The organism is Acholeplasma laidlawii PG-8A, assembly GCF_000018785.1.
GTDB lineage: Bacteria > Bacillota_I > Bacilli_A > Acholeplasmatales > Acholeplasmataceae > Acholeplasma > Acholeplasma laidlawii.
This window is the reverse complement of record NC_010163.1, coordinates 1,420,984-1,444,338: the sequence shown is the minus strand read 5'-3', so window position 1 is coordinate 1,444,338 and position 23,355 is coordinate 1,420,984. Positions and strand designations below refer to the sequence as shown.

The following is a 23,355-nucleotide window of genomic DNA, read 5'->3' as shown; positions in this document are numbered from 1 at the left end:
GGGAAGACAATGGAAAAATTCTTAAAAGATTTAGAAAAAGAACTTAAATCAAAAAAATTGTATCAACATGAAATTGATGAGATTCTAGCGTATTATGAAGAAATTATTTCAGATCGCTATGAAAATGGTGAGGCGATGGATCGTATTATAGAAAGCTATGATATTCGCATGATTAGTCGTATGGCTTTTCCACAGGCACTTTCAAAAAGAGAACCTGAAAATAAAAAGGAAGTAAGTAAGAATATTGGTTCACTATTAATTTTCTTATTTTCAATGCCAATTCTTATACCTTTAGGTATTATTTACTTAGCGTTTATTATAGTTGTCTTTGCTTTAATTATTTCTAGTATTGCAGTGGGTATATCAGGTATCTTAGGATTTATTGTATTGATGTATCAAATGCTACAATCAGGATCTAATGTAGGTACGATACTTGCGGTGATTGGTGCATACGTTACAGCAATATCGCTTGCGATGATTATCTTATACTATATTTCTTATCTATTTACGTATTTATTAAAGGGATCTGTTAAGATTATTAGCCGTTTAGTAAGTGGAGGACATAAAGCATGAAAATAGTTATTAGAGTTTTATATATCTTACTGATTGTTGGTATTGGTTTAATCATTTCAGGCTTTTTAACAGGTGCAAGTATTGAGTCTGTTCAAAATTCACTGACTGATCAAGCATCCTATACACTTTACGAAGAGGATATTGATTTAACATTTGATAGTATTTATGTATCAACAGAATATAGAAATATTGATATCACAGTATCAGATACTATTGATAAACCACATATTACATATTACTTAAAAGAAACAGAAGAAATGTCTATCACAGTAGATGGTGCTGGCAGATTAAATATGATACTAAGTCAAGATAATCAATTCTTCAACTGGTTTTCATTTGGGATTAGACCAAGTGAGTATGGACTACTATCTATACAGTTACCGGTAAGTTATGTAGGTGACATGAACATATCTACAGCTGCAGGTAATGTCGAAGTAGATGCGGCTTTAGGAAAACTAGACATCATAGCGCAGTTTGGTAATGTAGAAATTAAAGGTAGTTATGGTGATATAAATATCAAGGTCTCAGCTGGTAATATTAAACTAGTTGATCTCGTATCAACAGGGGTAGTGAGTTTAACCGGACAAAGCGGTAATATCAATTTAAATCAAGTAGAGATAACTGATACTTTAACAGCTACTGTAAGTGCTGGTAATGTAACAGTAGAAAAGACGAATGCTTTAAGTTATACATTAAAATCATCTGCTGGAAATGTCCTATTAAGGCTAAATAGCAATATAAGTAGTTATCAGTTTAAACTTTCAACAAGTGCAGGGGATGCACGAATTAATGGGTCTAAGGTATCTAATACATATCAAAGTGGAACAGGTAGTTTAGTTGATGTTATAACAAGTGCAGGCAATATAAATATTTATACAAACTAACAAAAAAGGGATGAAATTTTTCATCCCTTTTTAATGCTATTTTGAAGCAATCATCTTAGTTAAATCTTCACTTGTATAAATGTACTTTTTATTACAGTACTGACAAACCACTTCAGCTTGTCCATCTTCGTGTAAGATATCTTCAAGTGCTTGTTTGTTTAATCTTGAAAGTGCATCGAAGTATTTTTTACGGCTACAACCACAGTGGTATTTGAGTTCATGTTTTTCTAAAATTTCACCAGTGTTATCAGATAGAATATTAATCATATCTTCCGGTGTGTGGTTACTTTTTAATAAATCGGTAACTGAATTGATTTTTGAAATAATTGATTCTAGTTGGTTGAGTGTTTTTTCACTAGCGTGTGGAAGTACTTGAATAATAAAACCACCAGCTTGAATCACCTTTTTACCACGAGATACCAAAACACCTAAACCAACTGCTGATGGTGTTTGTTCACTGGTTGCATAGTAGTAAGTGAAATCATCTCCAATTTCTCCTGTTTGAAGTGGAGAACTTGAGGTGAAATAATTTTCTTTCCAGTCTTTGGTAACACTTAATGTGCCTGCACCAACTGCAGCACCAACATTAAGTTTACCCATCTTAGGTCCTTCACCGTAGACTAGGTAGACATTTGGATTTAAAATTGTAGAACGAACTACCCCATTTTTCGCCTCAACTGTCATTTGTCCAATCGGACCATCACCATCTATTTTTAGGGTAAGTCTTTCACCGTCTTTATACATTAAAGACATCATGGCAGAAGCTGTTAAAAATCTGCCCATTGCAGCAGATGCGGTTGGGAGTGTTTTATGTAACTTCCTAGATTTTTCAACTAAGTTTGTTGAAACAGATGTATAAATTCTTATTTCTTGATTGTAAGCTAATGCAATTAATGTGTAATCTTTCATATAATAATCCTCAAATCCTATTATAACCTATATTGTATGTTAAAATAACACTCGGTGATAAATATGAGTTTCAAATTGGGAAATTATGTTGTAGAAAACAAATTAATCTTAGCGCCTATGGCTGGAGTATCTAACCATCCTTTTAGATTAATGGCGCGTCAATTAGGTGCAGGGGTTGTTTTTGCAGAGATGGTATCTGATAAGGCTATCTTTTTTCAAAATCCTAAAACACTTCAAATGCTTTATATGACGGTTGAAGAAAAACCAGCAGCTCAACAAATCTTTGGTAGTGATTTAGAAACAATGGTTGAGGCAGCCATGTTTATTGATAAAAATTCGAATTGTGATTTTATTGATATTAATATGGGATGCCCTGTACCAAAGGTAGCAATTGGTGCTCAAGCAGGTGCATCTTTAATGAAAGATCCTCAAAAAATATATGATATTGTAAAAGCTATTAAAGAAAAAGTATCTAAACCTGTCACTGTAAAAATCAGAAGTGGTTGGGATAGTGAATCTGTTAATGCTGTTGAGGTTGCTAAAATGATTGAAAAAGCAGGCGCATCATTAATTACTGTACACGCACGTACGCGTGCACAAGGTTATTCAGGTGAACCTGATTTAGATGTTATTAAAGCGGTTAAAGAAGCAGTATCTATTCCAGTTATTGGTAATGGGAATATTGTGGATGGTAAAAGTGCTAAGCATATGTTAGAGTATACAGGTTGTGACGCCGTGATGATTGGTAGAGCATCTCTTGGTAACCCATGGATATTTAGAGAAATTAATGCATATTTAAATGGTGAAGAAACACCTGTGCGTACATATGAAGAAGTTAAAACTTTAATGATTAGACATTTTGATGATCTAGCAAAACTCAAAGGTGAACATACCGCATGTTTAGAAATGCGTTCACATGGTCCTTGGTATTTAAAAGGCTTACCAAAGGCTAGTCAAGTACGTGCAAAATTAGCACGTACAACCAATAGAGCAGAGTATATGGAAAACTTAGAAATGTATTTTGATGATGTAATGAGCACACATGGTAACGTTATTGAGATAACTGAGTCATAAAAATATCCTCTATTTTAAAATTAAATATTTCTTTTGATTAAATTACTTGCATTTGGTTTTAAGCTTTGATATACTTGGATGAAATGTAAGTCCTAAAGAGAGCACTTTAAGGTCGAAACAGAACACACCTTCTAATTAGGCACTTGATAAAGTGTCTTTTTTTTAGGAAAAATTACATTTTAAACAAAGGAGAAGATACATATGAAAGAAAGAGACATCGTTGGATACTTACCTGATGATAAACCAACATTAGGTAAATCAATTGTATTTGCCCTACAGCAGTTTCTGGTTATGTTACCAGCAACCGTATTAGCGGCAATCATAATGAATGGTTTTGGATTAGAACTCTATTCCATACCAGCAGCAATATTAGCAAGCGGGATTGCTACAATTACCTTCCTATTGGTAACAAATTTTAAAATCCCATTATATTATGGTTCATCATTTTCATATATTGGAGCTGTTGCTATTGTCGTAACATATGGTGTTGACAATCTAGCTTCATCATCTACAGTTTTAGGGTCTGTTTTAATTGCTTCCGTCTTGAGCGGATTAATGTCAATTGGAGCGGGCCTTTTAATTAGGCATTTTGGCAAAGACAAGATTGATAAGATTTTACCTGGTCATATCACAGGTATGATTGCTATGATCATCGGCCTTGTCTTATCAGAAAACGTTATGAATGGTATATTAAATACAGGACCAAATGGTGTGGATTGGTTAAGTGTATTAGTATCTATGGTAACATTCTTAACAATTGCTATCATGACAGTTATATTAAAGAAAGGATTTGTATCACAAATCCCAATCTTAATTGGTGTTCTTGTAGGTGTTGTAGTTTCTTACATGGTTTGGGTACCAAGTTTAGGTGGTAGCTGGTCATTTAATAACTTATCAGTATATTTTGACGGAATCATGAATACTCAAACAGTATCCATGTTAGATGTCATGCCATGGGTTACAATTCCAGCAGCATTTCAATTACCAGAACTCATTGGTGTAGCGCTTATTGCAATCTTCCCAATTGCATTTGCAACCATCCCTGAATCTGCAGCGCACGTAAATCAAATAGATTTATATGTGAATAACTTATCAAACCAAAAAGATGGTAAAGATTACAAGATTAGAGAGATGCTTGATACAAATCTTATTGGTGATGGTATTGGTGATATTGTAGCTGTATTAAGTGGTGGACCTGCTGGAACCAATTATGGTGAAAACGTCAGTGCATCCGCAGTCACTAAAAACTTTTCAAGTTATGTGTTCTTAATAACTGGTATTCTAGCAATCATAGTGGGTCTATTACTAGAGGTGTTAAATTTGGGTAATTTGAGTTTAATACTAACAAATCCTGTGGTTCAAGGTGTATCACTTTACTTATTTGGGGCAATCGCAGTTCAAGGCATTGCATTAATGATTGAAAAGAAGGTAGATATCTTTGATTCAAAAGTTGTTGCAGTTATGGCATTTATTGGTATTGTAGGTCTAGGTGTGGACTCTATACCTGTAACATCAAGCTTTGTCTTACCAGGTATTGGTGTTGCAGCGTTAGGTGGTATCCTACTAAATATAGGCTTAAATTTATTAGATAAGAAAGCAAAATCAAAAGATCAACCTAAAGCATAGTATAGACAATATTCATATAGATATAAATATAAAATGTCGTTTCTACGGAAGCGACATTTTTTGATATTATAAAAATAAGATTATAACTTATATATGATGTGCTTAAAATGCTTTATTTTATTAAATATGTAAAACAATTTGATTAAAGTGTTACTTTGTTGTAGGATATAAATAGGAGGGAATCTTAATGAAAATGTCGATCAAAAAACTTGCAAAACTAGCCAATGTATCAGCTACGACGGTTTCTTTAGTATTAAACAATAAACCTTCTAGAATTTCCGAATCAAAAAAATCAGAAATAAAAGAGTTAGCACAATTGCATGATTATGAACCGAATTTTAGTGCTATAAACTTAGTGATGAAGCAATCTAAAACCATTGGGTTATTAATTCCTGATATAGAAAACTTATTCTTTAGTGCATTAGCTAAAAAAGTAGAAGATGAACTCAGACAAGAAGGGTATAGTCTGATTTTTGTTAATAGCAATGATGACTATAAGCAAGATTTATCTCTTCTGAAAAACTTAGTAAATAGAGGAGTAGATGGGTTATTATTAACAGTAGCAAACGATAGTATTAAACACAAATCCTCATATGAATCATTATTAAAAAGACTGAACACACCATTTGTTATGGTAGATAGAAACATAGGTAATCCAAATCATCCACAAGTATTTTTTGATAATAAGTTAGGTGGGTACATGGCAACTCAATATTTAATTGAAAAAGGTTATAAAAAAATAGCGTGTTTATCGACTAAGGATATCTCGGTAAATGGACTTTATCGTTATGAAGGTTATGTTAAAGCATTAGAACAAGCAGGATATAACATTGACCAATCTATTGTATTTTCTGGTGATTATAGATTTCAAAGTGGTTATGAGATTGCAGATAAACTGATATTAGAAAATTGTGATGCTCTTTTTGCAGGAAATGACTTAATGGCTTATGGTGTGATTAAAAGGCTAAGAGAACTGGGGAAAAATGTACCTAATGATATTGAAGTCGTAGGATATGATAATTTGGAGTTTTCAAGAATGCTTGGATTGGAATTACCATCCATTGAACAGAATATTTCCGATCTTGGCAAGAAATCAGTAGAACTTCTATTGAATATCATAAATAATCACCCTGTAGATACAGTAATAGAATTAAAACCAACATTTAAAAAATATTAGGCACGTAGTGCCTTTTATTTTTTTTAATAAAATACTTGACAGCGTTTTCATCTTTTGATATGATGTAGGTGTAACTAGGTAAAACGTTTTACCAAAGGAGCAATTATGAATATAAATATTGTAAAAAATGGGTTAACTGTAGAACTGTATAAAAAAATTAGAGATACAGTGGGTTTCAAATCCTATGAAGATGGGGATATTGATGAAGCAATTAAGCACTCCTTGTACACAGTTGTTGCATATGATGGAGAAAAGGCAGTTGGAATTGCTCGTATTGTTGGAGATAATAGAATAGCATTTTTTATCAAAGATGTTGTAACAATTCCTGCGTACCAGAATAAGAGTATTGGTCATTTATTGATGTTAAGCATATTTGAGTACCTAGATCAACACGCAGCAAAAGGTGCATATGTTGGTCTGATGTCTACACCGGGAAAAGAAAAGTTTTATACTAAATATGGTTTTATTGAAAGACCTAGTGAAGGTTTTGGAAGTGGAATGGTGATGTTTTATGAACCAAAAAAATAAAGTATATGTATTAGGTAGTATTAATGTTGATATGTCAATTTCAGTTGACAAAATACCACTTGAAGGGGAAACTAAAAGTGGTCATGAATTTATCAAAAATATTGGGGATAAGGGAGCAAATCAGGCTGTCTCAGCAGCAAAACTTGGCGCTAAAACTTATTTGATTGCTGCTGTTGGTAAAGATATTTTTGGCAAAGAAGCATTAATATCCATCGAAAAAAATGGTGTTGATACTAGATACGTATCATTAGCAGACAGCCATACTGGAATGGCCTTTATTACACGAACTAATCGTGATAATCGAATTATATTACATGAGGGTGCAAACCATAAAATAGAACAAGATAAAGTACTAGAGGCAGTTCAAGGAAATCCAGGTGATATATTGGTATCTCAATATGAAATTCCGTATGAAATTGTAAAGAGTGCGTTTAAGAAGGCGAAGTCATTAAATATGATTACGATTCTAAATCCTGCGCCTTCTAGATATTTAGAGGAAGATATTTATCCTTATGTGGATTACATTATTTTAAATCAAACAGAATGTGAGATTTTATCAGGTGTATACCCAACACACGAACAAGATGTTAAAAAAGCAGCATCATATTTATTTAAAAAAGGTATCACAAGATTAATAGTTACAATGGGCTCTAAAGGTTCTGTCTACATGTCTAAAGATGAGTTATATGAATCCAAAGCCTATAAGATTAAAACAGTAGATACAACTGGTGCTGGTGATGCTTACATAGGAGCATTTGCTTATGGATTAGCAATGCATGAACCTATAACAACATGCTTAAAGATTGCATCAGCAGCTGGCGCATATGCTTGCTTAAAAGAAGGTGTCGAAGATGCAATGGGCACCTACAGTGATATAGAAAAATTAATGGAGGAATCAAAATGAGTAAAAAACCAATCATAATTGATACCGATCCCGGTATTGATGATGCTGTTGCAATTGCAATTGCATTATTCTCAGAAGAATTAGATGTAAAATTATTGACCACTGTATCAGGTAATGTGAGTCTAGATAAAGTTACTAACAATTTACTCAAGTTATTAACTTTTTGGAATAAGCGTGTACCGGTAGCAAAAGGTGCTAAGAAACCACTGCTTAGACAAAACGAAGATGCTTCAGGTGTTCATGGTGAGTCTGGTATGGATGGTTATGATTTTGAAGCACCAGATACAAGTGTCTTACTAGAAGAACACGCAGTTGAGGCAATGAGACGTACTATTTTAGCATCTAGTGAAAAAATAACATTAGTACCGATTGGACCATTAACAAATATTGCTTTATTGTTATCAACCTACCCAGAAGTGAAACCTCATATAGAAGAGATTGTTTTGATGGGTGGTTCTTCAATTAGGGGTAATTATGGGGTATATTCTGAGTTTAATATAGGTTTTGATCCCGAAGCAGCCAAGATTGTATTTGAATCAGGGGTAAAGATTGTGATGGCTGGTTTAGATGTTGGGTGGAAAGCACTTGTTTTCCATGAAGACTCACTTAAAATCAAAGCACAAAATAAAACTGGTGAAATGATTTATTCATTATTCCAAAAATACCGTGGTGGTTCTTTGAAAACTGGTTTAAAAATGTATGATTCTTGTGCAATAGCATACTTACTTAAAAAAGAAATGTATGAAACAGTTTATACACATGTTTCAATAGAAACTCAAGGTGAATATACAGCAGGTACTACTTTAGTAGACTTAAAAGGCTATTTGAAGAAAGAACCAAATGCAACTGTTTGTCTAGATATCAATGCGAGTATGTTTAGTGAATGGTTATTAAATGCACTTTCTAAGTGCAACTAAAAAAACAGGAGATAAAATATGAATTTATTCTTAATGTATGCGGCTAGTATATTAGCTGTTGCAGCAGTTATTTATATGCTGTTAAAGAAATTAGACATCAAGGTTACATTGCTCGTTGTAGGGATGTTATTGGTTGTAGTTGCTATGTTTATGGGTAATCTACCAACCACACAGTTTTCAGAATTTATGGCACCATTTAATTTGATTATTGATCAATTTAAAGCTGTCCTACCACGTGCCGGATTCATCATTTTAATATAAGGTGGTTACACGGCTTATATGAGCGCAATTGGTGCGAATGAAGTCACTGTTAACACATTGACCAAACCACTAAAAGGGATCAAATCTGCTTGGATCTTAGTACCAATTGTCTTTTTACTAGGTAACGTATTATCTCTAGTTATTCCAAGTGCATCAAACCTAGCTATTATATTGTTGGCAACTTTATATCCGGTATTAAAGAAATCAGGTATGTCAACATTAACAGCAGCCGCTGTAATTGCAACCACAGCTACAGTTATGCCAACACCACTTGGTGGCGATAACGTTGCAATAGCTGCCGAATTAGGTATGGATGTTGCAACTTATGTGTTTAGCTACCATGCAATTGTATCTGTACCAACCTTATTATTCATGGCGGTTGTTCACTACTTCTGGCAAAAATATTCAGATAAAAAAGACACAACAAAGGGTGTTGTACAAGTAGAAGAACTACAATTACAAGAAATCAAAGAAGTTAAAGGTAGTGCACTTTATAAAACAGTTTATACACTATTGCCTTTATTACCAATCGTGCTATTATTAGCCTTATATGGTTATAACTTAATTCCAGGTACAACCGATATTTCTATGTCTGTTGAATTGGTTACACTAGTATCCTTCTTGATTGCAGTCGTTGCTGAAATTATTAGAAGTAGAAACCCACGTCAAGTACTAGATGGTACAGAATCATTCTTCAAGGGTATGGGTAATGCAATGGGTATTGTTGCATTATTAGTTGCAGCAGGTGTCTTTGTTGAAGGTTTAAAATCAGTAGGTATTATTTCACATCTTCAAGAAGTTATGACCACAACTAATGTTCCGGGCTTCACATTGCCACTAATTTTAGTAATCTTAACAGCAGTTATTGTTATTCTATCTGGTTCAGGTACAGCTTTATTCTATGCGATGGTACCATTAATGGCACCATTAGCACTTGCAGCAGGTATTAGTGCTTTTGCTATTACAGTCCCAATGGGCTTAGCAGGTAACTTACTAAGAGCTGTTTCACCGGTTTCAGCAGTGATAGTTATTGTCGCTGGTTCAACGAAACAAACACCATTTAGTATCGTAAAACGTACTTGGGTCCCAATGGTTGCCGGTGTCATATTTATGTTCTTATTATCAATGTTATTCTTCTTATAAAATAATATTTCATAAAAACTTAAATAAAATGACTCTAAGTGTGCATAAAACTTAGAGTCATTTTTATTACGGATAGAAATCTAATGGATGATTATGTAAAAAACAACATGAAACGATATTTAATTCATATTCTTAGATGATTCAAACATCTTACTAACATACAAAAAGAGTTCACTTCCAGCTAAGTGAACTCTTTTGTTTAATTAATTAAATAATTTATGTATTAAATGAGGTTTGCAGTTAAGATGAAGTATACAACAAATAATACGCTTGATCCATAGATAATTGGGTGAACATCTTTATACTCACCACGAACAAGTTTAATTAAAGTATAGACGATAAATCCAAATGCGATACCATCAGCAATACTTGATGTAAAAATCATACCAACAATCACAACAAATGCTGTAATAGCAGAAGTCATGTTTGACCAATCAATTTCTTTTAATTGTTGAGACATTAACACACCAACTAAAACAAGTGCACCTAGTGTTACAGAAGAGTGTGTAAAGATATTAAAGATTGGAAATAATGCTAAAGATAATAAGAATAATAGTGCAACCACAACAGATGAGAATCCTGTTTTAGCACCAGCTTCAACCCCTGTTGTAGATTCTACATAAGAAGTAATTTCAGGTGTACCTAGTGTAGAAGAAACAAGTGTACCAATAGAGTCAGCAAGTAGTGCTTTATCTAAATTAGGAATATTACCTTCACTATCTTCTAAACCAGCAGATTTACCAACAGCTACTAAAGTACCAGCAGTATCGAAAATATCCACAAATAAGAGAGCAAATACTAAGAATAGTGTAGTAAATACTGGTTGTGTAAATACAGTTTTAAAGCCTTCAAATACACCAACAAAAGCAACATTGGGAATATCTGCAAATGCATCATAATTGAATTCACCAAAGGATGGCATATTTTGAACACCAAGTTGACCTAAGAGTAACCCAACAAGTGCTGTAACAACGATAGATATAATAAATGAGAATTTAGAAATACCGTGTTTTAAAGAGTGTACAATGAAGATTAAAACAACACTAAATAGTCCAAGTAAGACAGAAGGGCTTGTAAGATCACCTAACTGTAATTGACCATTCCAAACAAAAACACCGGATAAACGTAAACCTACAAAAGCAATAAAGAAACCAATACCCACACCAATTGCAGCTTTAAGATCTTGTGGGATTGCTTGTATAAGGGTACGTCTTAATGGTGTTAATGAGATAAGTAAGAATAAAAGTCCACCAATAAAACTCAATGCAAGTGCTTCTTGCCATGTGTAGCCATATTGGCCAATAATGACACCTACAAAGAATGCATTCACACCCATACCAGGTGCTAAACCAATGGGTAGGTTTGCTAGTAAAGCCATCACCATGGTTGCGATAAATGCACCAACTACAGTTGCAAAGAATACACCACCATAAGGAATACCAGCCTCTCCAGACCATAATCCAGATGCAATACCAGGATTTACGACTAAAATATAGCTCATCGCTAAGAATGTGACAATGCCACCAATAATTTCTGCACGGAAAGACGCGCCGCGTTCTTCAAACTTGAAGAACTTTTTAATTTGATTCATTTATGATTCTCCTTTTTCTTTTTTGTTTGAAAGGATGTCAAAAACAAAAAAAACCATTTGAACTTGCTGAAGGTACAAAGGGTTTCTATCTACATGACAACTTAAAAAAGAAAAGTTGCTCATCGTAGTCGCAATATTTACGGTATTGCGGTAGAAACTCTGGCCACCATATTTAGCCAATTATACGACAAAACTATCAAACATGGAAAAAGTATATCATGTGAAGATCAAATTTGCAATAAATCAATTGTATAGAATGTGTAAATTTTGTAAAAATTAATTCATGATATAAGGTTTATATAAATTATAAAGATAAGGTGTGAGTACAACCTTAACAAACATACCATCAGCAGTGTAGTTTGTTTCAATAATGGTTGTATCTGATTTTAGACGTTCATAAATAGAACCCTTATCAAAAGGAAGTAGTAGTTTAAATATTCTTGAGTCTTTATAGATATGTGCACTAATTGCTTGATATAAGTCATTCATGCCTTCACCAGTTTTATTAGAGATTAATAAATAATCTTCTAATATATTTGGTTGATGTACTAATAAATCTTTCTTAGTCACTACAAGTAATCTAGGTGTTTCTTCTAAACCAAGATCTTTAATGACTTGTTTAGTGAAGTTTATTTGTAGCGGACTATAGTTTTTACCATCAACAATATGTAAGATAAGATCAGCTGAAGCAATATCTGCTAGAGTAGATTCAAAAGATTTAATTAACTCTGGTGGTAGTTTAGATATAAAACCTACGGTATCAATTAAGATAAAAGGTGGTTGATTGTCTTTTTGAATACGTTTAGATTTCGTGTCTAGTGTAGCAAATAACATATCCTTTTCAAATACTTCAGTTTTATTTGTACCATATAGATTAGATAAATGATTCATTAAAGAAGACTTACCGGCATTGGTATAACCAACAAGTGCTACAACTGGAATACTATTTTTAAAGCGACGTTTTCGAGATTCACCACGCTCTTTTTTAATACCTTCAAGCGATACTCTTAAACGTGTGATTTCCATATTTAATCGACGTCTATCTGTTTCCAATTTGGTTTCACCAGGCCCTTTAGCGTTAAATGAACCACCACCTTGTCTAGATAGAGATTTACCCATACCAGCTAAACGTGGTAGCATATAAAGTTTTTGAGCAAGTGCAACTTCAAGCATAGCCTGCTTGGTTTGAGCTCTTAATGCAAAAATCTGTAAAATTAAAAAGGCACGGTCAAATATTTGAACATCTAAAGCCTCTTCTAAGTTTCTGATTTGGGCAGGGGATAAGGTATCATCAAAAATAACCATATCAACATTTAAGATATCTATCATTTGTTTGATTTCTAAAACTTTTCCACTACCAATAAAAAATTTAGGTTCAATTTTATCATTGGATTGAATAACTTTATCTACAGTCTTAATTTGAACAGCTTTTGCTAACTCTTCTAATTCATCAAGTGACAGCTTACATGATTCATAATTACCTTGATAATTAAGTGCAACTAAAATAGCTCTATCAAGCTTTTGCATATAATTCTCCCCATTTTCTAAGTGCGTCTATCACAAGTTTTAAACTATAACCTAATTCAGTTAATTCATATTCTACTTTGGGTGGTACAACTGGGTAAACAGTTCTTGTAAGTAATCCATTACTTTCAAGAGCTCTTAAATTTTGAGTTAATACTTTTTGAGAGATATTTCCTATAGAGTTTTTAAGTTCTGAAAAACGCATCTTACCATCCATAAGATCACGTATAATTAAAAACTTCCATTTATCTCCAAATAAGTTGACTGCACGTTCTACTGAACAACTTTGCATATGACACCTCCATAGTTTACATTAGTAAGATAGTATCTTTTTGACACCTTGATTATATCACGCACATTTATCAATACATAGTAATCTAAATGAATATGTGACATTATATAGAATCAAGATAAGTAGAAGATAATCTTTTAACTTGCATAAATCAGTCATTAATACAAAGTATATATAAGAAAACATAAGGTATTATGATATAATCATAATTGAACTTGACAATAATAAGAAGGTGATTATATGCCAGATTGGGCTGTAAATTTAGATTGGTGGAGTATATTAGACTTCTATTTAATCTATATATTAATTGTATTAATACTTAAATTCGTTTTATATAATAAACGTGTTTTTTCGATGTTCCTGCTTTATATTATTATTTGGCTTCTATTTGGTTTAGCAGATTTCTTAGGACTAAAAATGGCAAGCGGTGCATATGATCAATTACCGGTATTATTACTAATATTTATTATTGTTGTAGGTGCGCCAGACTTTAGATTAACACTTGAATCCTTATGGAAAGAGACAATAAGACAAGGTGCAGTCATTATGGGTAGTGAGCGCACCAAATCTGAAATCATTAAAGCAGCACTTTCATTATCTAAACAAAGTATTGGTGGTTTAATTACAATTGAAAAACATAATAACTTAGACCAATATGCTCAAAGAGCTATTACCTTAAACTCTGAAGTTTCACATGAACTACTGATCAATGTATTTACACCAAACACACCACTACATGATGGTGCAGTGATCGTACGTGGAGATAAAATTGTCTGTGCGGGTGCTTACTTTATTTTATCTAGTAATGAAAATTTTGAGAAGACCACAGGTTCAAGACACCGTGCAGCATTAGGCATATCAGAAATTACGGACTCACTTACAGTTGTAGTATCAGAGGAAACCGGCTCTATTTCTTTAGCGATTAACGGTGTCATGACAAAAATGAAAGATGAAAGTACTTTAAATGAATACTTATCATTATTCATGAAGTAGGGGGATGATCTAATGAAATCATTTTTAAAATTCTTAGTAGAACCAATTAGATATCTAGGATCTAGAGGATTTGCAGAAACAGTTGTTAAATTCTTTGACCGCCATGAGTGGCTAATTTACGTTGTAGCATTTATCGTAACAGTCTTTATTATGTTCATGATATATGTTCAACCAGTATTATAGGTAAAGATTATGTTAGCATACGCACAACATCCAATATTTGGCCTTATTATCGCATTTTTCATTGTGGTATTTGTAGTAACTGAATCGATATTAAAAGAAAATGTATTAAAAAATAGATTAACCTTCTCGTTTATTAATATTGCAATCTTTATTGTTTTATTCTTTATTTATGAAACGCGCATTGTTACCAATGAAGATTGGTTATTGGGTTATGTCATCTACCTATACTTTACGTATTTCGTCTTTTTAATTTCTCTTTACAATACATTTAGAAATGCAATTACAAATGCAAGTCAATATCAACTCTTTATAAAGGGTGTTAAAAATACCAAATGGAATGTCTATTATGTAGTCGACCATAAAGAACGTATTAAAGATATATCCATATCACTTCTAAGAGAACTTAATTTAGATAAAGCAGATGTTGTTGGTAAAAAGTTGTTTTCCGTATTTGGTACAAAAATCCGTTTTACCAAACTAAATGGCGAAGATGTTAATAATCGAACCATTGAAAAATATTATAATGATTACAAAAAAACTGTTAAAGCAAACGATAGTGAAGATCAAGAACTACACTTCTTAAACTTCAACGGAGAAACCGTCATACTTCATTTAAATATGCAACCACTCTTTGCACTCGGTAAATATAGAGGACGTATGTGTGTGGGTGAAAAGAAAACCGATGAAGCATTAATGGTTGTTGAAAGAGAGCTTAAAAAAGTAGACTACGAACTTGAAAGTATTAGACATAAATTTATAGCAACGCTAGAGTTATCAGAAGATGGTCTATTCTATATAGATTTAGATGAAAAAACAATTTGGGTTAATGATATCGTAAGAGATCAATTGAAACTACCATCTAACATTTTAAATGTAGATGACTATAGAGCTTTAATTGATGCAGATGATATCAAAAAATACCTACAAGTTACAAATGACCTTACACCTAATAAAGCAAGCTACTCCGTAAGCTATAGATTATTAGTAGATGGTCAATCTATGTGGATTAAAGAAAAAGGTAAACGTTTATTTGAAGATAAACAAAATGCAGTGATCATGGGTATTATGACACCGATGCATTCTAAACACTTTAGAAAAACCGGTATTGAAATACTTGATACCATAAAAGATGAAAACTATATACTACCCGATCTAAAAGCATTAATTAAAACAACAAGACCTTTCCAACTAGCAATTATTAACCTAAAAAATATACCTAAAATCAATGAGATGTATGGCAGAGAAGTGGGAAATATGTTGATGGGACAATATATCTCTAAACTTAAACAAACCTTTGTTACAGAAAGTTCAGATCTTTACAGATTATCCGGATTAGAATTTGTTTTAACCATTACAGACCAAAGAAAAATGGCTTCACTTTATAAAGGTATCAAGGCAGAAGAAAACCATTTAAACATGACCATTGAATATGGTTCAATTACTGCAGAGCTTGAAGTATTTGTAGGTGTAGCACAGATGTATGATGATGCAGTTAATGCACAGGATCTATTCCAAAATGCATCTTTAGCATTAAAAACTGCTCAATTACCACAGTATAGGGGGCAAGGATGTTATTTTAATGACATCAAGTAGCGTATATGAAAAAAGTACTAAGAAAACAAATCATTGAAGCACGACTTGGGATAAGTCAAGAACAAAGATTACAATCAAGTAAAAAAGTAATGGATATGCTAAGCGAAGAAGAACACTTCTTAAAGGCTGATTTTGTAGGTATTTTTTATCCAACTCAAAATGAAATGGATTTAACACCGTTAATAGAAAAATATCCTGACAAAATATTTGCCTATCCAAAAATAGTAAATGATAAAATACAGTTTTTACAAGTAGACAAAACAATAGAACTCAAAAAATCACACTTTGGTGTATCAGAACCAAGTTATGGATTTGATATCACTTCAAAACTTGAAGTGATCATCGTTCCTGCACTTGGTATGACTAAAACCAATTACAGATTAGGTTATGGAAAAGGATATTATGATAAATTTTTCAAAGTTTATCAAAATCCATATAAAATTGGTATAATTTATGAACAAGAAGAAGTATCTTTTGAACCACAAGCTCATGATGTGCCATTAGATACCTACTTTAAGGGTTAGGAAGAAAATAAAAATGATGATTGAAACAGAAGTAGGAAATTTCGAACTACTTAAAAATTACAGAGATGCATTTGACATCGTTAAATTTCAAGAACGTTATGTAGATGTCGCATTTGATCGTTATACATATATCGTTGGAGATATTGCAAGTGATAAATTAAGACTTAGAGGTTTTAGCCAAGATCCTAAAGGAACAAATGGTTATAAAAAAATCCCAGACTATATTAATGAATCTTGTAACCATAATTGCCCTTTTTTCGTTCTTAAAAGAGTAAAACCGGTTGAAACTAAAGTATAATAGTTGTGTAGTTTAAAAAAAGGAGCATTGTAGAATGAGTATAGAAGTAATGACTGAACAAGTAGGTCAAATTATTAAAAGAGTAAGACCATATATTCAAAGAGACGGCGGCGATATTGAACTCGTCAATATAGAAGATGGTATCGTCTACGTTAAAATGGGTGGCGCATGCGACGGATGTGCTGCAATTGATATTACCTTGAAACAAGGTATAGAAACAATGATGCTGGAAAATGTTCCCGGTATTATTGCAGTGGTGACAGTATAATATGTTTACAGTACCTGAAGCAGTTCTAATTATATCCATATCAGCCATGTTAATTGCTCAGGTGAGTAAGTTTTTTATTGATGGCTTAATAAATAGAAAATTAAATGAAAGTATTTTAATTTCTACTGGCGGTATGCCATCTAGTCATAGCGCACTTGTTACAGCTTTATTTGTATCGATTGGTATGTTTGATTATCATAACCAAGGTACATTAAGTATTGGCTTTGCTATTTCATTTGTCATAGCATTAGTTGTTATTCATGATTCCATGGGTATCAGACTAGAAGCAAGTAAACACGCTATGGAGTTAAATATTATTAAATATAGATTAAACATGATTGAAAATATCGATATTGAAGAAAAGAAGCTAAAAGAAAAACTTGGTCACAAACCAAAAGAAGTTTTAGTGGGCATCTTACTAGGTGCATTTATTGGTGTGATTGGCTTCTTTATATTTAAGTAATATGAGCAAAATAGGGATAATTTTAGACTCAATTTTAGATAAGCAAAAAATACAAAACATTTTTAAAGATGCGTCTGACGTGTCTTTATCTTTTATTGAGACCGAAGTGATTAAAATTGACCTAAATATATCCAATATGGGTATTCAAAAGTTAGCAAACCCTAAAGATTACATTGATAAAATAAAAGCATTGAATGATTCAGGTATTTATAATATACTCATTATAACTTCTAGTAAGAAGATGACTAGAAGTTATGAAAATGCCATACTTGCCAAAGATATACTTAAAGATATTAAAGTAGATATTATCGATGCACATACCTTTGGTCCAGGTATCTATTATTTATCGATGTGTATTAAAATTTGGATCAGTAAAAATTATACATACCAAAAAATTAAAGAACTACTTAAAGTACAAGTAGATAAAGGTATGACCATAGTAGTAACAACAAACCCTAGATACAAAGAAACTAGATCCTGGTTTCAAAATTTACTGAGCCCGTGGGTAGTAGGCTACCTTGTTGTATCATCAAACAACTATGAAGTTAAACAAGTAATGTATAAGCAAAAACATATCATCGATATTTTATATCATCAAATATTAGGATTTAAAGGTTTTAAAGATAAAATCAATATATTTGTATATAGTGGTAAATACGGTGCAAAAGCAAAGCTTTTACAACATGAACTCTATACAAAAAACAAAGATTTAAATATCACTTTATATGGAGAGGTAAGTTCTCAGGTGACGACTTATTTTGGTGATGATATGTATGGTGTATATTTAGGTTATTATGAGGAGATGGATTTATGACACTTACTAAAAGACAATGGATAATGTTTACATTATTTATCATAGAACTTTCTTATGTACTTTTTACATCAGCACTTGTAGGAAGTCTCTTAGTTATTTCTAGTAGTTTATCAACACTTTTATTTTTAGGTGCACTTTATTTAGAACATAACTACAACTCAAAGCGTATGTTGTTACTTGCAGGGGTTTGGCTTATTGTAAATATGATATTTTCGATGATTCAGGTCTTTCCTGTATTAATTTCTAATTTTAATACAGACTTAATGTTTGATGTGGCTGTTGTTATCTTACTTTATGTAGGTATATATAAGTTTTCAATGATGTATTACCAAGGTAATTTTTATAGAAGAAATGAAAATATATTAGTATCTATATTAGTGATTCCAACGATCTTAATGGTTGGTTATCAACTCTATTTATATTTAAAGTTACCGTTAATTGGAAATCCACTTGAGATTACTTATGTTTTCATTGGATTTATATCCAAAATGATTATTCCGTTAGCGATTCTAACCTATACATGGTTACGACATAAAAATATAGAATAACTCAGTATTTATATTTAAATATAATAAAGGTAGAAGATAAACCATAAAGGGCGTTATCTTCTACCTTTTTCTTTAAAAATTAACATAATTGAAATAATCATACGTTTTCACATCATCATTACTTTATGTAAAAGCATAATAATGATATAATAAACTGAAAATATTAGGGGTTATTTTATGCAAAAAAATGAACGTATCTTATGTAAAGTTACTGGAATACAACCCTATGGTGTCTTTGTAGAATATGAGAACTATCAAGGACTTATACACATCTCTGAGATATCAGACAGGTTTGTTCAAGATATAACTAAACTATTTAATATCGGTGATGAAATATATGCAGTTATTTTAGATTTTGATGATAAAAATCAAAAGTTACAACTGTCGTATAAGCGTGCACTTTTAGTGAACTCTAAAGTGATGGAAAAAGTAGATATTAAAATTGGATTTAGATCAATAGAAGAAAAATTAGATGAATGGGTTAAAGCAAAGAAAGAGGCGTTAAAAAATGATTAAATTAGATATAAAAGATGCTAAGAAATTTCTTAAAACGAATGTTTTTAGTTTACAAGATCAAGTGAATGAATTACATGATGTCATTCAAAATAAGTCTGGGTTAGGTAATGATTTTTTAGGATGGTTAGATTTACCTTTAACGTATGATAAAGAAGAATTAGATCGTATTTATAAGTTAAAAGAACAACATAAAAATGTTGACGCGATTGTTGTTATTGGGATTGGTGGTTCTTATTTAGGCGCTAAAGCTGGATATGAATTTTTAAAGACACCATTTAAAAAACAAAAACCAGAACTCATTTTTGCAGGACATCATTTATCTGCAAATTACTTAAAACATTTACTTAAATACTTAAACAAGAAAAACTATGTCATTAACGTGATTTCAAAATCAGGTACAACAACAGAACCAGCAGTAGCATTTAGATTACTAAAGGCACATATTGAAAATAAATATGGTGTCAAAGAAGCTAGAAAAAGAATTTTTGCAACAACAGATAAGGCACGTGGTTCTTTATACCAATTAGCAATCAATGAGGGTTATGAAAGATTTGTGATTGAAGATAATGTGGGTGGACGTTTTTCTGTATTATCCGCTGTTGGTTTACTACCTTTTGTTTTTGTAGGTATAGATGTTGAAAAAATGATCAAGGGTGCACAGGATGCATATCATGATGCTCAAGATCCAAGTTTAAAGAAAAACAAAGCATATCTTTATGCAGTGACTAGATTTTTATTAAATCAATCTGGTAAAGATGTGGAGTATTTAATTAACTATGAACCACGTTTAGCATTTTTTGCTGAATGGTGGAAACAATTATTTGGTGAATCCGAAGGTAAAGGTGGAAAAGGTTTATTAGTACACTCTGCATCCTTTACTACAGACCTACACTCTTTAGGTCAACAAATTCAAGATGGTAATCGTATCATTTTTGAAACAGTTTTAAATGTTAAAAAGACAGATAAACTATCTATTCCTTTTGTAGAAGAAGATTTAGATAAATTAAATTACATTGCTGGAAAAGAAATATCTTATGTGAATGAACAAGCATTCTTAGGTACTAAGGAAGCTCATATTGATGGCGGCGTACCAAATATTGTTATCACGATCGATAAAATGGATGCATATCACTTTGGTTATTTAGTATATTTCTTTGAAATTGCATGTGCTATGAGTGCTTACCTTTTAGAGGTAAACCCATTTGACCAACCAGGTGTTGAAGCTTACAAGAAAAATATGTTTAGATTATTAGGGAAAAAATGAGACAATTTATAAGCAAATCTGCAAATGAAACAATTCAATTAGGTAAGAAATTAATAGATAACTTACCAAAATCGTATCACGTAATCCTTTTAAACGGTGACTTATCTAGTGGTAAGACAACCTTTACAAAAGGTATTGGTAAAGCACTAGGTATTACAAGTGTCATTAATTCACCAACGTTTACGATTTTAAAAACGTATCAAGGTACTAAAACTCTAAATCATCTAGACCTATACCGTATGGACGGTATAGGTTTAGATTTTGATCTTGAAGATTATATATTAGATGAGGATGCTATTTCAGTGATTGAATGGCCGAGTCAAGTAGAAGAGTTAATACCACAAAAGCATGTCTTAGTGGAACTTAAATGGTTAAATGAAACAGACAGAGAAATTAAGATATCAACTAGTGATGGAAACTCAGATTGGATAAAAAAGATATGAAATACTTACTTATAGATACATCAACAAATGCTTTAATTATTATGCTTTATGATAACCAAGTAAAGCTAGATGAACATATTAGATTTGGTAAACAAGATCATCAAGCACATATCGTACCAATGATTGAACACGTGCTTCACGCACACAACTTAAAGGTGCAAGATTTATCTGGCATTATTGTAGGTGTTGGACCTGGTTCTTATACAGGTTTAAGAGTAGGTGTAATGACTGCTAAAATGCTAAGTTATGCAACTGGTGTTAAACTTTATAAGGTAAGTAGTCTAGTATTTTTAAGCTCAGGGTACCAACAAAAAGCACTTATTTGGCATGATGCAAGAAATGATCAAGGCTTTAGTGCTACGATTGAAAAAGGTATCATTTTAGATGAAGAAAAAGTAAGACATTTAGATGAATTATCTGATGAAGAAAAAGAAATGCTTATTCTTTTAAGTCCTGATACTATTAAGCTTGATGGTAGAGTTGTTATTGATAAAAAAGAAGAAGTAGAAGATATATTTTCACTTATCCCAAATTACTTAAGACAAACAGAAGCGGAGAAGAATCTTGATAAGAACCGCAGTCATTCATGATTTAGAAAAGATAGTTCAGTTAGAAGAAAAAGTATTTGGTGCTTCTTTAGGTTATTCTTTTCTAAAAAGTGAATTATTAGAAAATGAATTTTCACATATCTATGTCTATACATTAAACAACGAAGTTATTGGTTATTTAAGCTTTAGACAGATAGATACAAATGCGGATATCCTAAATTTCTTGGTGGATATTCCGTATCAAGGACAAGGTATAGGTAGTCAACTGTTTGAACATGCTTTACTAGAAATGAAGTCAAGTGGTGTTAACTCACTTGTCTTAGAGGTTAGAGTAAGTAACCAAAAAGCAATTGCTTTCTATGAAAAATATGGTGCTGTAATAGTGACTGTTATACCAAATTATTATGATAAAGAAGATGGCTATATGATGCACATGGAGGTTAAATAATGATAATTTTATCTGTTGAAACATCTTGTGATGAAACAAGTGTTGCAATTACAAAAGACGGTAAGACTGTTTTATCTAATGCAGTTTTATCACAAATAAAAATACACCAACCATACGGTGGTGTAGTACCTGAAATCGCTTCACGTGCGCATATTGAGTCTATGTTATATATGTTTGATAAAGCAATAAAAGATGCAGGTATTAAAGTATCAGACATTGATTTAGTTGCTGTGACACAAGGCCCTGGATTAATTGGTTCTCTACTTGTTGGAATAAATGCAGCAACCACTTTTGCTTATGCTAATCAAATTCCTTTAATGGGTGTAAACCACTTATTAGGACATATATATGCGGCACAAATTGAAGGCGAAATGAAGTTTCCTTTATTAACACTACTTGTTAGTGGTGGGCATACAGAACTTTTATTAGTTAAAGATCATTTAGAGATTGAACTACTTGGTACAACTTTAGATGATGCAGTAGGTGAGGCCTATGATAAGGTAGCACGTATGTTAGGTCTAGGTTATCCAGGCGGACCGGTTGTTGATAGATTAGCGCATCAAGGTGAGGCAATCTATAATTTACCGAAACCTTTCTTAAAAAACGAACCATTTAATTTCTCATTTTCAGGTTTAAAGAGTTCTGTACTTAATTTAGTACATAATATGAAACAAAGAAATGAGCCTTTTAAAGTGGAAGATGTTTGTGCATCTTTCCAAGAATCTGTTACTGAAGTATTAGTTCAAAAAACAAAAGACGCAGCTAATAATTTAGGTGTTAAACAAATAGTTGTTGCAGGCGGTGTTGCAGCAAATAAGGGTTTAAGAACTAAAATGAAAGAACGTATTACAGACTTAGAAATACTTACTCCAAGTATTAAATATTGTACAGATCAAGCTGCAATGATTGGTATTGCAGCCTATTATCAATTTAAGAAACAGGGTGCATTAAAAGATTATTATTTAAAGGGAAGTTCTGCAATCAATTTTATCTAAATATATAAGCAATATATATATTATTTACGTAAAAAACGCATATAATAGAATCAC

At 32.1% G+C, this 23,355-nt stretch carries 27 protein-coding genes, 1 pseudogene and 1 riboswitch; of the genes and pseudogenes, 24 read left to right on the top strand and 4 right to left on the bottom strand.

Going from position 1 to position 23,355, the window contains the following annotated elements:
- The first annotated feature begins 9 nt into the window (after positions 1 to 9).
- Together ACL_RS06830 and ACL_RS06825 are read left to right on the top strand one after the other, a co-directional pair.
- The gene (locus tag ACL_RS06830; protein WP_012243303.1) at positions 10 to 573 is read left to right on the top strand and encodes a DUF1700 domain-containing protein; all 564 of its coding nucleotides are present in this window, start codon (positions 10 to 12) and stop codon (positions 571 to 573) included.
- Positions 570 to 1,457, top strand: coding sequence for a DUF4097 family beta strand repeat-containing protein (locus ACL_RS06825; RefSeq protein WP_012243302.1), 888 nt, complete (start codon positions 570 to 572; stop codon positions 1,455 to 1,457). The genes ACL_RS06830 and ACL_RS06825 overlap by 4 nt, the downstream gene beginning before the upstream one ends.
- A 36-nt stretch (positions 1,458 to 1,493) precedes the next feature.
- Here ACL_RS06825 and hslO read toward each other — a convergent pair whose 3' ends face one another.
- The gene (gene hslO, locus ACL_RS06820) at positions 1,494 to 2,366 is read right to left on the bottom strand and encodes an Hsp33 family molecular chaperone HslO (RefSeq protein WP_012243301.1); all 873 of its coding nucleotides are present in this window, start codon (positions 2,364 to 2,366) and stop codon (positions 1,494 to 1,496) included.
- Between the two features lie 63 nt (positions 2,367 to 2,429).
- Here hslO and dusB point away from each other — a divergent pair, with 63 nt between their 5' ends.
- From dusB to dcuC, 7 genes and pseudogenes are all read left to right on the top strand, one after another.
- Positions 2,430 to 3,440: a tRNA dihydrouridine synthase DusB gene (dusB, locus tag ACL_RS06815; protein WP_012243300.1), complete on the top strand. Its 1,011-nt coding sequence runs from the start codon at positions 2,430 to 2,432 to the stop codon at positions 3,438 to 3,440.
- A gap of 201 nt (positions 3,441 to 3,641) precedes the next feature.
- Positions 3,642 to 5,066: a uracil-xanthine permease family protein gene (locus tag ACL_RS06810; protein WP_012243299.1), complete on the top strand. Its 1,425-nt coding sequence runs from the start codon at positions 3,642 to 3,644 to the stop codon at positions 5,064 to 5,066.
- Positions 5,067 to 5,253: 187 nt separating this feature from the next.
- Positions 5,254 to 6,243: a LacI family DNA-binding transcriptional regulator gene (locus ACL_RS06805; RefSeq protein WP_012243298.1), complete on the top strand. Its 990-nt coding sequence runs from the start codon at positions 5,254 to 5,256 to the stop codon at positions 6,241 to 6,243.
- Between the two features lie 105 nt (positions 6,244 to 6,348).
- Entirely contained in the window at positions 6,349 to 6,771 is a 423-nt protein-coding gene (locus tag ACL_RS06800; RefSeq protein WP_012243297.1) for a GNAT family N-acetyltransferase, read from the top strand.
- Positions 6,755 to 7,675 (top strand): ribokinase, encoded by a 921-nt coding sequence (locus ACL_RS06795; RefSeq protein ID WP_012243296.1) that lies wholly within the window; start codon positions 6,755 to 6,757, stop codon positions 7,673 to 7,675. Before ACL_RS06800 ends, ACL_RS06795 begins: the two co-directional genes overlap by 17 nt.
- Positions 7,672 to 8,592 carry a ribonucleoside hydrolase RihC gene (gene rihC / locus ACL_RS06790; protein ID WP_012243295.1) on the top strand — a complete coding sequence of 307 codons (921 nt, stop codon included), beginning with the start codon at positions 7,672 to 7,674 and terminating at the stop codon, positions 8,590 to 8,592. The genes ACL_RS06795 and rihC overlap by 4 nt, the downstream gene beginning before the upstream one ends.
- An 18-nt stretch (positions 8,593 to 8,610) precedes the next feature.
- Positions 8,611 to 9,996 (top strand): annotated as a pseudogene (dcuC, locus tag ACL_RS06785) (C4-dicarboxylate transporter DcuC).
- Between the two features lie 223 nt (positions 9,997 to 10,219).
- Here the strand turns inward: dcuC and ACL_RS06780 are convergent.
- The 3 genes from ACL_RS06780 to ACL_RS06770 form a co-directional block, all read right to left on the bottom strand.
- Positions 10,220 to 11,587 (bottom strand): NCS2 family permease, encoded by a 1,368-nt coding sequence (locus ACL_RS06780; RefSeq protein WP_012243294.1) that lies wholly within the window; start codon positions 11,585 to 11,587, stop codon positions 10,220 to 10,222.
- A gap of 105 nt (positions 11,588 to 11,692) precedes the next feature.
- Positions 11,693 to 11,795, bottom strand: a riboswitch (purine riboswitch).
- Between the two features lie 68 nt (positions 11,796 to 11,863).
- Positions 11,864 to 13,114: a GTPase HflX gene (gene hflX, locus ACL_RS06775; RefSeq protein ID WP_012243293.1), complete on the bottom strand. Its 1,251-nt coding sequence runs from the start codon at positions 13,112 to 13,114 to the stop codon at positions 11,864 to 11,866.
- Positions 13,101 to 13,403, bottom strand: coding sequence for a winged helix-turn-helix transcriptional regulator (locus ACL_RS06770; RefSeq protein ID WP_012243292.1), 303 nt, complete (start codon positions 13,401 to 13,403; stop codon positions 13,101 to 13,103). Before ACL_RS06770 ends, hflX begins: the two co-directional genes overlap by 14 nt.
- Before the next feature lie 240 nt (positions 13,404 to 13,643).
- On the opposite strand from ACL_RS06770, the gene cdaA reads away from it, so the two are divergent.
- The 15 genes from cdaA to tsaD all read left to right on the top strand — a co-directional run bounded on the left by cdaA (position 13,644) and on the right by tsaD (position 23,301).
- Positions 13,644 to 14,396, top strand: coding sequence for a diadenylate cyclase CdaA (gene cdaA / locus ACL_RS06765; RefSeq protein ID WP_012243291.1), 753 nt, complete (start codon positions 13,644 to 13,646; stop codon positions 14,394 to 14,396).
- Between the two features lie 12 nt (positions 14,397 to 14,408).
- Positions 14,409 to 14,579, top strand: a complete 171-nt coding sequence (locus tag ACL_RS07480) for a hypothetical protein (RefSeq protein WP_012243290.1) — start codon at positions 14,409 to 14,411, stop codon at positions 14,577 to 14,579.
- A 9-nt stretch (positions 14,580 to 14,588) separates the two neighbouring features.
- Entirely contained in the window at positions 14,589 to 16,172 is a 1,584-nt protein-coding gene (locus ACL_RS06760; protein ID WP_012243289.1) for a GGDEF domain-containing protein, read from the top strand.
- Positions 16,173 to 16,177: 5 nt separating this feature from the next.
- Entirely contained in the window at positions 16,178 to 16,696 is a 519-nt protein-coding gene (locus ACL_RS06755; RefSeq protein ID WP_012243288.1) for a 5-formyltetrahydrofolate cyclo-ligase, read from the top strand.
- Positions 16,697 to 16,709: 13 nt separating this feature from the next.
- The gene (locus tag ACL_RS06750; RefSeq protein ID WP_012243287.1) at positions 16,710 to 16,994 is read left to right on the top strand and encodes a YutD family protein; all 285 of its coding nucleotides are present in this window, start codon (positions 16,710 to 16,712) and stop codon (positions 16,992 to 16,994) included.
- Between the two features lie 34 nt (positions 16,995 to 17,028).
- Complete coding sequence (locus ACL_RS06745; RefSeq protein ID WP_012243286.1) at positions 17,029 to 17,262, top strand: NifU family protein; 234 nt, start codon at positions 17,029 to 17,031, stop codon at positions 17,260 to 17,262.
- Position 17,263: 1 nt separating this feature from the next.
- Positions 17,264 to 17,725 (top strand): divergent PAP2 family protein, encoded by a 462-nt coding sequence (locus ACL_RS06740; protein ID WP_012243285.1) that lies wholly within the window; start codon positions 17,264 to 17,266, stop codon positions 17,723 to 17,725.
- Between the two features lie 79 nt (positions 17,726 to 17,804).
- A complete protein-coding gene (locus ACL_RS06735) occupies positions 17,805 to 18,539 on the top strand; it encodes a DegV family protein (protein ID WP_158298329.1) in 735 nt (244 codons plus the stop codon).
- The gene (locus ACL_RS06730) at positions 18,536 to 19,087 is read left to right on the top strand and encodes a hypothetical protein (RefSeq protein ID WP_012243283.1); all 552 of its coding nucleotides are present in this window, start codon (positions 18,536 to 18,538) and stop codon (positions 19,085 to 19,087) included. Before ACL_RS06735 ends, ACL_RS06730 begins: the two co-directional genes overlap by 4 nt.
- A 177-nt stretch (positions 19,088 to 19,264) precedes the next feature.
- Positions 19,265 to 19,603 carry a S1 RNA-binding domain-containing protein gene (locus ACL_RS06725; protein ID WP_012243282.1) on the top strand — a complete coding sequence of 113 codons (339 nt, stop codon included), beginning with the start codon at positions 19,265 to 19,267 and terminating at the stop codon, positions 19,601 to 19,603.
- A complete protein-coding gene (locus ACL_RS06720) occupies positions 19,596 to 20,867 on the top strand; it encodes a glucose-6-phosphate isomerase (RefSeq protein ID WP_012243281.1) in 1,272 nt (423 codons plus the stop codon). The genes ACL_RS06725 and ACL_RS06720 overlap by 8 nt, the downstream gene beginning before the upstream one ends.
- Positions 20,864 to 21,310, top strand: coding sequence for a tRNA (adenosine(37)-N6)-threonylcarbamoyltransferase complex ATPase subunit type 1 TsaE (gene tsaE, locus ACL_RS06715; RefSeq protein ID WP_012243280.1), 447 nt, complete (start codon positions 20,864 to 20,866; stop codon positions 21,308 to 21,310). The genes ACL_RS06720 and tsaE overlap by 4 nt, the downstream gene beginning before the upstream one ends.
- Positions 21,307 to 21,900 carry a tRNA (adenosine(37)-N6)-threonylcarbamoyltransferase complex dimerization subunit type 1 TsaB gene (gene tsaB, locus ACL_RS06710; RefSeq protein ID WP_012243279.1) on the top strand — a complete coding sequence of 198 codons (594 nt, stop codon included), beginning with the start codon at positions 21,307 to 21,309 and terminating at the stop codon, positions 21,898 to 21,900. Before tsaE ends, tsaB begins: the two co-directional genes overlap by 4 nt.
- Entirely contained in the window at positions 21,875 to 22,306 is a 432-nt protein-coding gene (rimI, locus tag ACL_RS06705) for a ribosomal protein S18-alanine N-acetyltransferase (protein WP_012243278.1), read from the top strand. The genes tsaB and rimI overlap by 26 nt, the downstream gene beginning before the upstream one ends.
- The gene (tsaD, locus tag ACL_RS06700; protein WP_012243277.1) at positions 22,306 to 23,301 is read left to right on the top strand and encodes a tRNA (adenosine(37)-N6)-threonylcarbamoyltransferase complex transferase subunit TsaD; all 996 of its coding nucleotides are present in this window, start codon (positions 22,306 to 22,308) and stop codon (positions 23,299 to 23,301) included. The genes rimI and tsaD overlap by 1 nt, the downstream gene beginning before the upstream one ends.
- Positions 23,302 to 23,355 lie beyond the last annotated feature (54 nt).